Origin of the sequence: Rappaport israeli, from assembly GCF_001888055.1 — a bacterium.
Classification (GTDB): Bacteria; Pseudomonadota; Gammaproteobacteria; order Cardiobacteriales; family Cardiobacteriaceae; genus Rappaport; species Rappaport israeli.
Window position 1 is genome coordinate 120,905 of sequence record NZ_LXHZ01000018.1, and the last position, 14,273, is coordinate 135,177.

Genomic DNA, 14,273 nt, shown 5'->3' on the forward strand with positions numbered 1-14,273 from the left:
TTTACTTTCCTTTTGTCTCCACCCAATAATCGATGGGTTGATTGATAAAATATTTTATTTTTTCACTGCAAAGATAAACATCCTCTTGATAATAAATATAGTTGGTTTGGCTAAAAGGGTGATGCGCACCGATAGTATATTCTTGCGCATTAATTAAAAATGTCAGAGCGCTATTATCGCTAAGTTGCGCAGAGAGTTCGTGGCGAGAATAGCGTTGCTGGCAGGGTTGTTGTAGAAGTGTTAATAGTGTTTGAATACGAAGTTGATTTGCAGGTTGTTGATTGGCTTGCCAGTGATTATTTTGATGGGTTAGCGTTAGATTGTGCGGTAATTCAATGCTGGTAATTGGTGTGTTAATAGGTAATAAAATAGGTGCTTGTTCGGTTGTGCGTAGTTTCTCACCAATAACGATAAACACTAAAAAAACACTCCAAAAAAGTAGCATTTTTTGAATTAAACCCATGCACGCCTCCACCACCAGATGCCTATTATTATTAATCCTAGGGGTAGGATAAATAATAACAAAACGGCTAATTGCATGAGGTGCGCATCGCTTGCATGAAGGAACTGGTCAGGAAGTTCTTGCGGACTTATTTGGTTTAAACTAGCGTTGGGCGCTAAATAATTTAAGATTTGTTCTGCAAATTGACGATTGCCTGCAGTATTAAAGTAGCCATCTGCCCATAAATCACTATCCCCAATCAGAATAATAGATTGTTTTCCTTGCTTGCTTTTTTGCGAAAAAATACTAGCAAGCGCAATGGGTCCTCGTGTTTCATCGGTATTTAGTTCAAAAGGGGGAGTGCGGTTATTTAGTTCATTCCAACTATTTTCAGAACTCCATAACAAGGCGCTATTATCCCAATCGCTGGGCGTTTCGCTAAGCTTTAAACCCACTGCACCAGCAAGAAGTGGAGATTGTTTGAGGGTGCGCGTAATATCGTGGTCGCCTAATAATTCAATGACTTGCATTTGTGGGTTATCAAGACCAAAATTTTTAGCATTAGCATCAATCATCTTGCCTGTATAAAGTGTTATGTTAAGTTTATTTTTAATAAACTCAGGAAGATAGGCGTTGGTGGTGTCGGTGGTATAAATTAGATTACCGCCTTGATTTAGATAGTTTTCTAATAGCGTCTGGGTGTGTGTATTTAGTGTTTTAGGGTCGGCAACGATAAGAATATGAATATTTTCAGGGATACTAATCAAAGTATTAGGGTCAATAACAGCAAAAGACTGTCCCGATTGATTAAAATAATGGTAAAAATTTATCCATGCGCCCGATAAGTTGCTTAATAACGCACGTTCACCGCTACCTTGAGTAAAACCGATAAAGCTTTGTTGTGTGCTGGTAAGCGTGAGTATGGTTTCAATAAGATGGGTGGGAGAAATAACCGCTAGGCGTTGCCCTGTATCTCCAATGCTTAAATACGCTTGCCCTTCTTGGCTAATTCCTTTTTGTTGTACAAGGTCAGGATGCGTATCAGGATTAACCCAATGCACTTCAAGATTTGAGAGGTAGGGCTTAATGCTGCGTACAACCGCCATGACACTGCGTTGCAATTTAGGATTACGGCGTGTAAAGACTTCCAAAAGAATAGGAGGGGATATTTGCGCTAAGCGTTGTTGTTGTTGCTCAGAAAGATTAAGAGCAGTCGTTGTGCCTAAGCGCCACTGCTGTTGCCAATGTAGAGAAACCCACGCCCCCATAAACGATGTGAACACTATTAGTAGGATTAGGGTGATATGGTATGCTTGGCGTTTATGCATAACTAAATAATCAAAAAGCCAATATTGTAACGAATTTATGTCCCAAACTATAGAACAAAAAAGTATAGATAATTTTATTAATCATCTTTGGGCAGAAGATGGTTTGAGCTCGGCAACGCTTGAGGCGTATCGCAGAGATTTGTGCTTAAGCGCCAAACAATTAGCGCCTATAAGATTAGAAGAGGCAAATCTTAAGGATTTACAACAGCTTTTTGCACATTTAAGTGAACAAAACAAAGCGCAAGCAACGCTCATGCGTCTGCAGACAACCCTTAAACGATACTATGATTATCAATGCAAAATAGGGCTGCGAGAGAATAATCCAACAGCTTTGCTTGGTCAGCGCAAATTGGCGCGCCGTCTCCCCGTGGTGCTTTCACCTGAGCAAGTTGCGAATTTACTTGAAGCTCCTGATTATAAAAATAATGCGATTGGTTTGCGGGATAAAGCCATGCTGGAATTACTCTATGCCAGCGGTTTGCGGGTATCAGAATTGGTCAACTTACCACTAGATGCTCTGCTGTTAACTGATGGCGTGGTGCGCATCTGGGGAAAAGGAAATAAAGAGCGCCTTGTGCCAATGGGAGAAGAAGCGGTGGCATGGATAACACGCTATTTAAAAATAGCGCGTCCCAATTTATTGCAACATAAAATGAGCGAAATGGTTTTTTTAAGCACGCGAGGCAAAAAAATGACGAGGCAAACGTTTTGGTATCGCATCAAACATTATGTTCAATTGATTGGAATTGAGTGCGAAGTCTCTCCTCATACCTTACGCCATGCCTTCGCCACACACTTGGTTAATAATGGCGCGGACTTGAGAGTCGTGCAACTGCTTTTAGGGCATGCCGATTTATCGACGACGCAAATTTATACTCACGTTGCCCAAGCTAGAATGCAAAAACTCTATCAAGCGCACCATCCACGCGCTTAAGCGCTTTCTTTAGCGGCAAACGCTTGGATATTTTCTAGCGTTGTTTTGGCAATAGAATCAAGCGCTTCCTCAGTTAAGAATGCCTGATGACCTGTAAAAATAACATTATGACATGCTGATAGACGACCGAAGATATCATCTTGGATAATCTCATCAGATTTATCTTCAAAAAATAATGCTTGCTCATTTTCATACACATCTAATCCAAGTGAGCCAATTTTGCCAGTTTTGAGCGCCTCAATTGCTGCTTGTGTATCAATTAATCCGCCACGGCTGGTATTAATCACCATCACACCATCTTTAAGTTTTTTTATACTTTCCTCATTGAGTAAATGATGATTTTCTGGCGTCATAGGACAATGTAGCGTCACAATATCACTTGCTGAATAAAGTTCATCTAACGAGATATATTCAACGCCCATGTCTTTAACATCCTGACTAGGATAGGGGTCATATGCCAATACTTTGCATCCAAATCCTTGCAAAATACGTATCATCGCCTGCCCAATTTTACCAGTACCAATTACACCCACCGTCTTACCTGAAAAACAAAAACCAACCAAACCATTTAAAGAAAAGTTAGCATCACGTGTGCGCTGATAAGCTTTGTGCGTTTTACGACTTAATGCCAACATTAGCGCCATGCTATGTTCTGCAACAGATTCTGGTGAATAACTTGGTACAGTTATAAGCTCAAGACCTAAGCGCTCAAGCGCCTTCAAATCCACATTATTAAACCCTGCACAGCGCATAGCAATTAACTTTACGCCAAGCTCTTTTAGCTGTTCTAATACTTTTGCGCCCAAATCATCATTAACAAAAGCACAAACCACCTCACAGCCTTGCGCTAAACGGGCAGCTTGCTCATTGAGTTGCGGATTTAAAAATTTAATTTCACCAGAAAATCCAATTTCTTTACGAACTTTTTCGAAGTGCTTGACATCATAGGGCTGACTGCTAAAAAAACAAATATCCATTTTTATCTCCTTTAATTTACTGATAATCTGAGATAATTTTTTGCAAGGATTGAGTAAACAGCTGAATTTTTTCCTGCGCCTGTGAGGCTTGTGCAGTCTTCGCATCAATATAAAACTTAACCTTAGGCTCAGTGCCTGAAGGACGCACAATAATCCTTGAGTCATCTTCTAGATAAAACACCAAAATATTGCTTTTTTTATCCGTATTCTGATGGTCTATTAACTCAACGACTCTAAAAGTATCAAATTGTTTGGGAGGATTATCGCGTAGTGCTTTCATCAAAGCAGGAATGCGCTCCACATCATCAAAGCGAATTGAAACCTGACCACTGGCATAAGCACCAAACTCTTTTTCAAAATCATTTTTATAATCAAGTAATGTTTTGCCTTCTTGCTTTAGCTTTAACAATAAATCCAATATCACTACCGCTGCTGAGATACCGTCTTTATCCTTAATCTTATCAGGATCAACTAAGTATCCTAATGCCTCCTCATAGCCATAGACTAAATTAGGAACGCGCCCAATCCATTTAAATCCAGTGAGCGTCTCCTCAAAATTCAAGCCGTAGCGTGTAGCAATCGCTTTAAGCGCAGGACTTGATACCAAAGAACAAGCTATCGTATTATCTTTTTGATTATATTGATTTTTATCGACAAGATACCAGCCTAACAAAGCTCCAATTGTATTCCCATGAAGTGTTTGCCACTGCCCATTTTCATCTGCTATAGCAACAGCTAAACGGTCAGCATCTGGGTCGTTAGCAAGAATAAATTCAGCGTTTTCTTCCTGAGCTAAAGCAATCGCTAAATCCAAAGCACCTTTTTCTTCAGGATTTGGAAAACTAACCGTTGGAAAACGACCATCAGGTTCGCATTGTTCTTTAACCGCAATAGGGCGGGGCAAATTAGCTTTATCCAATACTGCCAGCAGCGTCTCATAGCCAACACCATGCATCGCAGTATAGACGTATTTTAAACTGCCAGCATGATTACCAAGAGAGGCTGTTTTCTCTACATATTGTTTAACAACCGTATCGTCTAAAATTTCATAATCTTGACTACGTGGCAAATGCTCAATAGATTGTTCAGCGCTCACCGCATCAATATATTGAGCAATTTCTTTATCAGCAGGTGAGACAATCTGCGCCCCTAAATTGCCATCTCCCAAATAAACCTTATATCCATTATCTTCTGGCGGATTATGACTTGCAGTAACCATCACACCCGCAGAAGTGTCAAAATAACGAACAGCATAGGCCAAAACAGGCGTTGGCAAAAGACGGGGTAAAAAATAAGTCTTGATTCCTGCACCCGCCATAATTTCGGCGCTATCCCTAGCAAAGACATCAGAATTTTTACGCCCATCATAACCAATAACTACCGAAGGTGAATCCTTTTGGCTTAACAAATAACGCGCCAAACCAGCTGCTGTTTGCGCCACCAACACACGATTCATACCCATAGGACCTGGAAGTAAAGGTCCTCTTAATCCTGCCGTACCAAACTGCAATCGAGCAGAAAACTGCTGTTCTAACCACGCTTTAGCTGTATCATCACCTTGTTCAGCGCGTTGAATAAAATCTGCTAAAAGTGTTTTTGTTTGCGCGTCAGGATCTTGAGCAAGCCATTGCTTTGCCTTTTCTAAAATCACCTTAAAATCTGTCAGACGGTTATCAGTCATCTTATTTCTCCAGCTATTACGATTGAGTGCATTATGGCTTTTATCATTAGTCCGCGCAATAAAACCCTAATCAAACTTTAAAAATAATAAATTAAAAATTTTTATTAAAAAAAATCTTAATTTAGCTGTATTTCGCAGAATGTATATTATGTTAAATAGCGTAATATAATATAAACCAAGTAGAGCTTCTAAGCTTCCTGAGCTTTTGTGTTAGACTGTGCAAGTTCAACGATAGGAGAAAATATGGGTGCTGGGATTAAAATTTTTGGTTGGCTGTTGTTGTTTGGGATTATTTTTATCCCAGCCTGTGCGAGTCTGTTTGTATAAGCGCCATGTTTGATAAGTTCTATCGCCGTTTTAAAGCCTCAATACTTGGGATGCGAGGGTTAAGCTTATACCTCTTGCAAGCTCCCCTATTGATTAGTTTACCCATTGCACTGATTCAAGGACGTCCTGCAAAGCTCATCGCGCTGATTGCAACGATAGTACCCCTTTCTTACAGCGCTGTCCTCACGCAACGCTATTTTAAAGACTGCCAACAGCAATATCTTAAGACAGGTAAAGCTTTTTCACCCCTTGACCATCGCAAGCATGCGCTTGGTTTTATAGCCTTGGGCGCATTTATATTAATTGCTTTTATATTAAGGCGTCCGCCTATGGTGGCGCTCATTTCAAGCGCGCTGGCAGGATTGGGCTATTATTTGCGCTATATTGCTGCAGATAAACCTTTAAGCGATTATGCCGATATTGAAAAATCTCCTAGCACGCATTTAAATCCTGTCTTGCGGGAGATGATAGAGAGCGCCTACAAAAATATCGAACAATTAGAAGACCACGCTCGCTATCTACACCAATACCCTAGCCATAATACTTTGAGCAATAAATTACAGCTTATTGCTAGAAAAGCGCGCAATATTATTAGTATAATTCATAAAGATAGCGAAAAAGTTCGTCAAGCTAGAACGTTTTTTATTGTTTATTTAGAGCAATTGCGCGATATTTCTAGTCGTTACGTTGCCCAGCTTGCGCTAAATCAACCTGAGCAGGCACAACGACAAAGCTTTGAAACACTAGCAGAACAAATGCTATTATCTTTTCAAGAACAACAAATTAGCTTAACCAATGCGCATCAAGTTCAGCTTGATGTTCGCATGCAGGTTTTGCGTGAACAACTTAAATCCGCTAACAATACTAATACATCAAATGAGCAAAAATAACTCCAACGGTTCTTATTTATCTGAACAAAATCAATCGATTGAATCTTTGTTAAATAATGCCAGTCAAATTAATGAAAATAGTGAGCGTAGTCTCGATATGGCGCATGTGCGGCAAATTATTTCGACCATTGATTTAAATAATACTCAAAGCATTTTAAATTTTGGTGCTCAAGCGCAAAAACAGCTTACCAATATAGCAGATAGCATGTTAGTTAATGTTAGCCGAAAAGACCTTGGCAAATCAGGAGATTTGCTTAATGAAATGGTCTCTCTTTTGCGCGGTTTTAAAGGACAAGAGCTTGTCGCGCAACGCAAACCCAGCTTTTGGGACAAAATAACTTTAAAAGCCAAACCCATTGAAAATTTTCTACAACGATTTGATAGCGTGAGTCAACAACTTGACCGCATTACCAATGAACTTGAAGCGCGCAAACAAGCACTGCTTATTGATATAAAATCTCTTGATAAACTCTATGATGCCAATCTTGAATATTATTATGAACTTGAGCATCACATCGAAGCAGCTCAGCAAGTTCTAAATCATACTGACACGCACACCCTTCCAGCTTTACGCCAACGGGCTGAGCAAGGCGATTTACAAGAAGCGCAAAAATTGCGCGACCGGCAAATGCAACGCGACGAACTCAGTCATCGCCTTCACGACCTACAACTCACCCGCCAAGTTGCCATGCAAGCACTGCCAAGTATTCGTCTTGTGCAAGAAAATGATAAAGGGCTTGTTAATAAAATTAATAGCACTCTCATTAACACCGTTCCGCTATGGCGACAACAGCTTGCGCAATCTATCGCCATCTATCGCTCCGGTGAGGCCGCGCAAGCGCTTAAACACAGCGCAGATTTAACCAATGAACTCCTAACCAGCAACGCTGAAACATTGAAAATCGCCAATCGAGAGAGTCGTGAACAACTCCAGCGTGGTATTTTTGATATTGAATCCATCGAAAAAGCCAACCAAACGCTAATTGAAACCATTGAAGAAAGTATCGCCATCCATGAAAAAGGACGCCAACACCGCGAAGATGCTACTAAACGCCTGCAACAAGCTGAAAATCAACTTAAAGAAACCCTTAAATCAGCCAGCAAATAATCCTATTAATTCTCACTGCCATGAATATTTTTAAGAAATTCCAACAAATTTTTAGCCATGTTACAACCACAACGCCCTACGCTTTTACTTTAGGCGAACAAGAGATTTGCGTTCTCAGTGAGCCGATAACGCCTAGTGGCGGTAGTCGCCTAATCGTACATGCAGGACAAACCGCTGTGCTGATAAAAGATATCCCACCTTTTGATATGGGCATAATCTACACGACTGGTGAATATACGCTCAAAGAGCACGATGCAACATTTCTTGGTAAATATGCAAAAGTTCGTCTACTCATCTTAAAAATAGCGCCCCCTACTACATTAGATTGGTCTGTAAGCATTACCCTAAAAGATTCTCAACACGCACTGCCCCTAAAAGGGCATTACACCCTTGCTATTGATAACCCTAAACAACTACTTCACAGTTTTGTGCAAAACAATATCGCACCTACCACTGATAATATTAAACAGTGGATCGAGTTAATATTAAAAGAAATCATCCAATCACAAAGCATTACCAGTGAAGATATCAATCAACACCATCAGCGCTTTGAGCAATTTTTAACCGATGCAGCTAATCCCATTTTATTTGAGCGCGGACTTATTCTAAGAACAGTGCATCTAAAAAGTTCTTCTATACATGAAGAAAATAACCAACACAATACTCAAATCTCTCAAGTCATTCCCGATAAAAAACGCCTAGTCCCAACGTTGCGCCCAGCCCTTTAATCCCACCTATAGACCAAGCGCCTAAAATTTACTATCGCGTTGATAAAGGGCAACAAATAGGCCTTTAAGCATGATTGAGGTACAACAACTCATCAACGACGGGCAACTCAAACGCCATGACCTTTTATGGAAAAAAGGCTCAGGTTCATGGCAGAGAGCCGAACAGTTTAAAACTTTTAACTGGCACCAAATCAGTCAATAATGCACGTTAACACCTCCTTTTCATTTCTCCTTAGCGCTCTTATTGCGTTAAGTTTTATGTCAAGCGCGCACAGTCAAAATGATGCCACCAAAGGGCTTTACGTCTGTACCAGCAACGACGGCATGACCAATATCGTCACCAAAGCGCAAGCCAACAGCAACTGTCGACCCTACGAGAAAGGCATATTAAGCCAAAATACCGCGGCAACCCCATCCAATACACAACACACCGCCCCCACCCGCCTAATGCTTACACCCGCGCCACAATCCCCTAGCACACCGCTTTTTAATACCATTAACCCCACCCCCTATCCCTCCTACCTCCCAATCCCCTTCACAATCTAACGCCAGCAACATCTATTTATGCCCGAATCCTAACGGAGAATCCTCCATTATTGAGAGCAACAATCCGCCAAGTCCGCATTGCATTTCTTTTGGAAAAAAAGGGGGCGAAAGCACCTCTCAAACTGCACAATCAACCGCCCTCCCAAAATCCAATACAAAATCACAACCAATAACCCAAGCGCAAATTACCACCTTAGACAGCCCACCAAAAGACATCTACAAATGCTACGACAACACAGGCGCCCCAGTTTCGTCAGTGAAGATGCACGCCAACACTACAAACACTGCACCTTCTTTTCACGCTCTTTTTCAGATGTTAAAGCCCAACTTAAACACAGCAGCGAAAACCCACCAACGCTTACAGAGCTTGCCGCCCAAGGCGTACGCACCCCACCCAGTTCCTCTGGAGCAGCGCTCAATTGTAGTGGCGCAGGTAGTATTGTTTTTAATGGCGAAAGCAAAACCTATAACTGCGCCACTCGCTCCTTTGACTATGCGCGTGGCAGCACAGGCGGCAGCGTCCGCCTAGGCGAACAACAAGCCATCATCGCTGCGCATAATCTTGATTATTTTTCAGGAGGAGGCAGTTGTGGCGGCACAATCATCGCCGAAAACGGACGAACGCTTCACCTAGAACCAACCAAAGAATGCCCCGCAGCTTTTAAAATAGAAGCCCAGCGTATCGCAGCAGCTGTTGAGCGAAGCTTATCGATTAATGTTAGTGGCGCATTTAAACAACGCCAACAAACCCTTGCCGCACAAATTAACGAAATTTCTGCCAGAGTCGGCATCGACCCTTACCTCGTCCACGCCGTCATCTCCGCAGAATCAGCATACAAAAGCAATGCACTCTCTCACGCTGGCGCACAAGGACTCATGCAACTCATGCCCGCCACCGCCAAACGCTTTGGCGTTAGCGACCCCTACCATACAGGAGAGAACATTCGCGGAGGCGCAACCTACCTTAAATGGCTACTAAACGAATTTAATGGCAATCTCGAACTTGCCATTGCAGGGTATAACGCTGGTGAAGGCAACGTCCGCAAATACGGCTATAAAATCCCACCCTTTATCGAAACCCGCGCCTACGTTCCTAAAGTTCTGCAATACTATCGTCGCTATCACGACAACCCTAAAGAAATCGGACTATGAACATCTTATTCCCCATCTGCGCCCTAATATTCATAAGCCTTAGCACCACAGTGCGCGCAAAGACCTGCGGCAGCATCACCAAAGACGGCATTGAGCACCCCATCCCGTGCAACTATGCACAAAAATATAGCGCCACCCCCTCCATCTCCACCACCAGCACCACCTACTGCCAAGCCAGCATCACACAAAACGGCATCACCAAAACCTACAACCATCATTGCACCCTCAAAACCCCCAGCACCGTCCCCAATCGAATCAGCGAGCCAAGCGGTTCATTCAAAATGCGCCAAAACCAACATAAAAACGACATCAATCGCCTTGCCAAACAATACGACCTCGACCCAGCGCTCATCCATGCCGTGATAAGCGTAGAATCTGCCTACCGAAGCGACGTCGTCTCCAATAAAGGCGCAGTTGGACTCATGCAACTCATGCCCAGCACCGCGCAATCTTTAAACGTCATCGACAGCTTCAACAGCCAAGCCAACCTAGAGGGTGGCATACGCTACCTTAAACAACAACTTCAACGCTTTAATGACAACATCAACCTAGCGCTAGCTGCCTACAATGCAGGGCCTAACGCCGTTATCAAATACAACCACACCATCCCACCCTATCGCGAAACCCAACAATACGTCCAACGCGTCAACACCTACCTCAAACACTATCAAAGCGATTGGCAACCCCACATACAATAGGAAACTCCATGAAAACACTCTATCGTCGACTCCCCCTACTTGTAGCCCTAATCATTCATCTTGCAACTGCCCAAACCAACAACCTTTTACAAGCCGAAGAAGCCATTAAACAAGGCGCAAACCTTAGTGATTACAGCCACCTCAAAGGGCATCCCCTATATCCCTACTTACAATATCGCGCCTATAGAAACAACCTCAGCACCACCCAGACAGCCGACATCGTCCAGTTACTCAACCAATACCCCAACGCCCCCTTTTCAGGCTGGCTTGCTGAACACGCCTTCCCTCATTGGTTACAAACAGGGCAAAACAACGCCATCATTCAAGCCTATCATCCAGAATTTGCAGATGACAGCATCGAATGCCAATACCGCCTAGCGCTCATACAGCAAAATCAACCCAGCAAAGCTTATGCCAATTTAACAAAACTTTGGGATGGCACCGACCCCAGCGAACCCGCCTGCCAACCTCTATTTAACCCCCTCATTGCACAAAACCACATCAATCAAACCCAAATCCTCGAACGCCTCATCCGCGCCATACAAACCAACAACGACCGCCTAGCGACCTACCTCGCACAGCATCTCCCAAAATCCCTCGAAAATGACAGCCAAACCGCACTTGCCATCTTACGCCGTCAAACCTCCCCCACCCAAGCGCTCGCCATCAATCACCCCCAATTGCGCAGCGCCCTTCTTGCCCTACAACTACAAAAACAAGCCAGTGAACAAACCGAAGAAGCCTACCTAAACACCCTAGAAGCGCTACGACAAAACCTCTGGACAAACGACGAAGACAAAGCCCGCGCCCTCAACCCCCTAACCCGCACCCTCGCCCGCCAAAATGACCCACGCAGCCTAATCCTTTGGCGCACCATCCCCAAAGACCAGCACGACAACAACACCATCTACGACCTCATCGCCTATCTTCAGCGCCAACAACAATGGCACACCCTCACCAGCAGCCTAAGCTACCTAAGCACCCAAGATTTAGAAAAAGCAGAAATCAACTACTGGCTTGGGAAAGCACATGAAAAACTCAACCAAACACAACAAGCCATCCACTACTATCAAAAAGCCGCAACCCAGCGCGACCTCTTTGGCTTCCTAGCAGCAGAAAAACTCGGGCAACCCTATCAAATGAACGACAAATCCATTATAGAAAACCCAAGCCTTTATCAAGAAATCCTCTCACGTCCCGAAGCCTACCGCCTACAAGTCTGGCTCAACCTCGGCAACAAAACCCGCGCCACACAAGAATATAAAAGCCTCATCAAAGGCATGGACGATGAACAACTCAAACAAGCCGCCCTATTTATCCACCAACCCCTCCCCCTTCAAGCCATCACCACGCTTACCCAACTCAAATATTGGGACGCCCTAAACATCCGCTTCCCCACCCCCTATCAAGACATCATCCTAAAACTTGCCCAACACCATCAACTCTCACCCGCCACCATTTATGCCATCATACGAAAAGAAAGCATCTTCCAACCTGACATCAAATCCCACGCTGGCGCCTTAGGACTCATGCAAGTCATGCCCGCCACCGCGCGCGATACCGCCAAACGCCACAACATCCCCTACCAAGGCACCCAACAACTCACCGACATCAACACCAATCTACAAATTGGCAGTCAATACCTAGCAGACCGCCTCAAACAATACGGACACCTCGCCTACGCCGCCGCCGCCTACAATGCTGGGCCACAGCGTGTCAACCGCTGGCTTGCAGAATATCCCAACCTCCCACTAGATGAATGGATAGCTCAAATCCCATTTAGCGAAACGCGCGACTATGTCAAACGCGTTCTTGAATATCAAAAAATCTATGAATACCGCCTAGGGATACCGCAAAAACCCTTCAACCAACAGGCAATCCAACCCTACTAAATTTAAGGAAGCACCCTATGAAGCGCCGCCTACTCATCCTCCTATCCCTCATCCTAGTCGCCTGTGGCACCAACAACCCCAGCATAGACAATACCCCAATCCAAACCCCAACTCCCAATCCCACCAACATCATTTCACAAGCACTTCCCAGCGCCAACCTCCCTATTAGCCATCAACACCCCACCCAGTGGCATTGCGCGCAAAACCTTAACATCCAAACCCAATATCTTGACCCCCAAAAAACCCAGCTAAGCCTCAATTATCAAGGCAAAACCCACCTCCTCAGCCAACGCCCCAGCCGCCTTCCAGCCATCTACGAAAATAGCCAAATTGCCTTTTATAGCGACGGAGAAAGCGCCGTTATCGCCAAACCCCTTAGCGATCTCGTCTATCACGGCGGCTGCCACCCCATTTCCTAATGATGTACCTCATCGGCCTTTAAAAAACACAACCCCTCCGCCACCGCACGCTGATTACAAAAATCATCCAACACCCCCACAATCTTTAACAAACGTTGCGCTTGACCCCCACATCCCCGCCACGCCTCCTCAGCAATCGAAGATAAATCACTATTAGGTGGCAACGCCCCATGAGCAGCCATATACGCCTGCATCTTAGGAATATAAACCCACTGCAACCACTGAGAAAACGTCAAATAATCCACACAAAACGGCTGCACACTATTAAGCGCTTCCCTAGAAGGCGGCACCTCCTCCCACCAGCCCACCGCTCGCATAGAGCGCTCTAATAAAGATAAAGCCAACTGCATATCTAAAACCGATGCTCGCATAAAAACTCCTTATAAAATTAAAACATTCATCACGCATAGCAAATACAAAAACCACAAGCAAAACCAAAATAAGCAGAAAACGCCAAATTCTAACAAACCAGCCACCATAAAAGATAAACCTAAATAAAAACAAAACAACATAAACCGCCTACAAAAAAAATTTGCTAGACTACGCGCTTATTTTTTCAAGGAAACGCATCATGAGCGCAACCCAACACCGCCTCATCCTTCTTAGTGCTGGTTTTTTTTGCTGGCTACTCATCGCCTTTGCTTATTTCTATCTAGAAAACACCCTCTACCTTGCCCCCTGCTCCCTCTGCATGATGCAACGCCTAGCTTTCGCGCTTATCGGTAGCGCCTTCATTTTAGAGGCAATCCTCTGGTCAAAGCGCCCCAGCGTACAATTTATAATGAAGCTACTCAAATACTTCAGCATCTTCTTTGGCATCCTCCTTGCCTCGCGCCATCTTTATATCCAAAGCCTCCCAGCCGACCAAGTCCCAGCGTGTGGATTAGATTTTTATGGGCTAATGGCACAAAACTCCACACTCTCCGCCCTATGGCAAGCCATGCAAGGAAGTGGCGATTGCGCCACCAAAGACGACTGGCTCGGACTCACCATCCCCCTATGGTCAATGATAATCTACCTCCTGCTCCTCTTTGTCGCCATCTTCACTCAACGACCAAAAAACAACTAAAAAAACCAAAAAACACTTGACATTTCAAAAGGATAAATTATGATACCAACCAACCAACCAACCAACCAACCAACCAACCAAC

At 43.9% G+C, this 14,273-nt stretch carries 16 protein-coding genes; 11 read left to right on the forward strand and 5 right to left on the reverse strand.

Annotated features, from left to right (window positions below; all coding sequences use genetic code 11):
- Position 1: 1 nt before the first annotated feature.
- Both A5N84_RS04965 and A5N84_RS04970 read right to left on the reverse strand, forming a co-directional pair.
- On the reverse strand, positions 2–463 hold the full coding sequence (locus tag A5N84_RS04965) for a hypothetical protein (protein WP_072281484.1): 462 nt from the start codon (positions 461–463) through the stop codon (positions 2–4).
- Complete coding sequence (locus A5N84_RS04970; protein ID WP_072281485.1) at positions 454–1,710, reverse strand: Gldg family protein; 1,257 nt, start codon at positions 1,708–1,710, stop codon at positions 454–456. Before A5N84_RS04970 ends, A5N84_RS04965 begins: the two co-directional genes overlap by 10 nt.
- A 97-nt stretch (positions 1,711–1,807) precedes the next feature.
- Here A5N84_RS04970 and xerD point away from each other — a divergent pair, with 97 nt between their 5' ends.
- Entirely contained in the window at positions 1,808–2,704 is an 897-nt protein-coding gene (gene xerD / locus A5N84_RS04975; protein ID WP_072281486.1) for a site-specific tyrosine recombinase XerD, read from the forward strand.
- On the opposite strand, the gene A5N84_RS04980 is transcribed toward xerD, so the two are convergent.
- On the reverse strand, positions 2,701–3,681 hold the full coding sequence (locus A5N84_RS04980) for a 2-hydroxyacid dehydrogenase (RefSeq protein ID WP_072281487.1): 981 nt from the start codon (positions 3,679–3,681) through the stop codon (positions 2,701–2,703). The genes xerD and A5N84_RS04980 overlap by 4 nt on opposite strands.
- A gap of 16 nt (positions 3,682–3,697) precedes the next feature.
- Positions 3,698–5,362 (reverse strand): phospho-sugar mutase, encoded by a 1,665-nt coding sequence (locus A5N84_RS04985; protein WP_072281488.1) that lies wholly within the window; start codon positions 5,360–5,362, stop codon positions 3,698–3,700.
- Between the two features lie 416 nt (positions 5,363–5,778).
- On the opposite strand from A5N84_RS04985, the gene A5N84_RS04990 reads away from it, so the two are divergent.
- The 9 genes from A5N84_RS04990 to A5N84_RS05030 all read left to right on the forward strand — a co-directional run bounded on the left by A5N84_RS04990 (position 5,779) and on the right by A5N84_RS05030 (position 13,122).
- The gene (locus A5N84_RS04990; RefSeq protein ID WP_158008644.1) at positions 5,779–6,579 is read left to right on the forward strand and encodes a 5-bromo-4-chloroindolyl phosphate hydrolysis family protein; all 801 of its coding nucleotides are present in this window, start codon (positions 5,779–5,781) and stop codon (positions 6,577–6,579) included.
- Positions 6,566–7,687, forward strand: coding sequence for a toxic anion resistance protein (locus tag A5N84_RS04995; RefSeq protein ID WP_078055579.1), 1,122 nt, complete (start codon positions 6,566–6,568; stop codon positions 7,685–7,687). Before A5N84_RS04990 ends, A5N84_RS04995 begins: the two co-directional genes overlap by 14 nt.
- Positions 7,688–7,707: 20 nt before the next feature.
- On the forward strand, positions 7,708–8,415 hold the full coding sequence (locus tag A5N84_RS05000) for an SPFH domain-containing protein (RefSeq protein WP_072281490.1): 708 nt from the start codon (positions 7,708–7,710) through the stop codon (positions 8,413–8,415).
- Between the two features lie 70 nt (positions 8,416–8,485).
- Entirely contained in the window at positions 8,486–8,617 is a 132-nt protein-coding gene (locus tag A5N84_RS05005) for a GYF domain-containing protein (protein ID WP_078055580.1), read from the forward strand.
- 56 nt (positions 8,618–8,673) lie between these two features.
- Positions 8,674–8,961 (forward strand): hypothetical protein, encoded by a 288-nt coding sequence (locus tag A5N84_RS05010; protein ID WP_143324833.1) that lies wholly within the window; start codon positions 8,674–8,676, stop codon positions 8,959–8,961.
- A 222-nt stretch (positions 8,962–9,183) separates the two neighbouring features.
- Entirely contained in the window at positions 9,184–10,113 is a 930-nt protein-coding gene (locus tag A5N84_RS05015; protein WP_072281492.1) for a lytic transglycosylase domain-containing protein, read from the forward strand.
- Positions 10,110–10,811, forward strand: coding sequence for a lytic transglycosylase domain-containing protein (locus A5N84_RS12655; RefSeq protein ID WP_072281493.1), 702 nt, complete (start codon positions 10,110–10,112; stop codon positions 10,809–10,811). The genes A5N84_RS05015 and A5N84_RS12655 overlap by 4 nt, the downstream gene beginning before the upstream one ends.
- Positions 10,812–10,819: 8 nt before the next feature.
- On the forward strand, positions 10,820–12,703 hold the full coding sequence (locus tag A5N84_RS05025) for a lytic transglycosylase domain-containing protein (protein ID WP_072281494.1): 1,884 nt from the start codon (positions 10,820–10,822) through the stop codon (positions 12,701–12,703).
- Positions 12,704–12,720: 17 nt separating this feature from the next.
- Positions 12,721–13,122 (forward strand): MliC family protein, encoded by a 402-nt coding sequence (locus tag A5N84_RS05030; protein ID WP_072281495.1) that lies wholly within the window; start codon positions 12,721–12,723, stop codon positions 13,120–13,122.
- Here A5N84_RS05030 and A5N84_RS05035 read toward each other — a convergent pair.
- A complete protein-coding gene (locus A5N84_RS05035) occupies positions 13,119–13,493 on the reverse strand; it encodes a YqcC family protein (protein WP_078055581.1) in 375 nt (124 codons plus the stop codon). The genes A5N84_RS05030 and A5N84_RS05035 overlap by 4 nt on opposite strands.
- Before the next feature lie 200 nt (positions 13,494–13,693).
- Between A5N84_RS05035 and A5N84_RS05040 the strand changes: the two genes are divergently transcribed.
- Positions 13,694–14,191, forward strand: coding sequence for a disulfide bond formation protein B (locus A5N84_RS05040; RefSeq protein ID WP_072281496.1), 498 nt, complete (start codon positions 13,694–13,696; stop codon positions 14,189–14,191).
- The last annotated feature ends 82 nt before the right edge of the window (positions 14,192–14,273 follow it).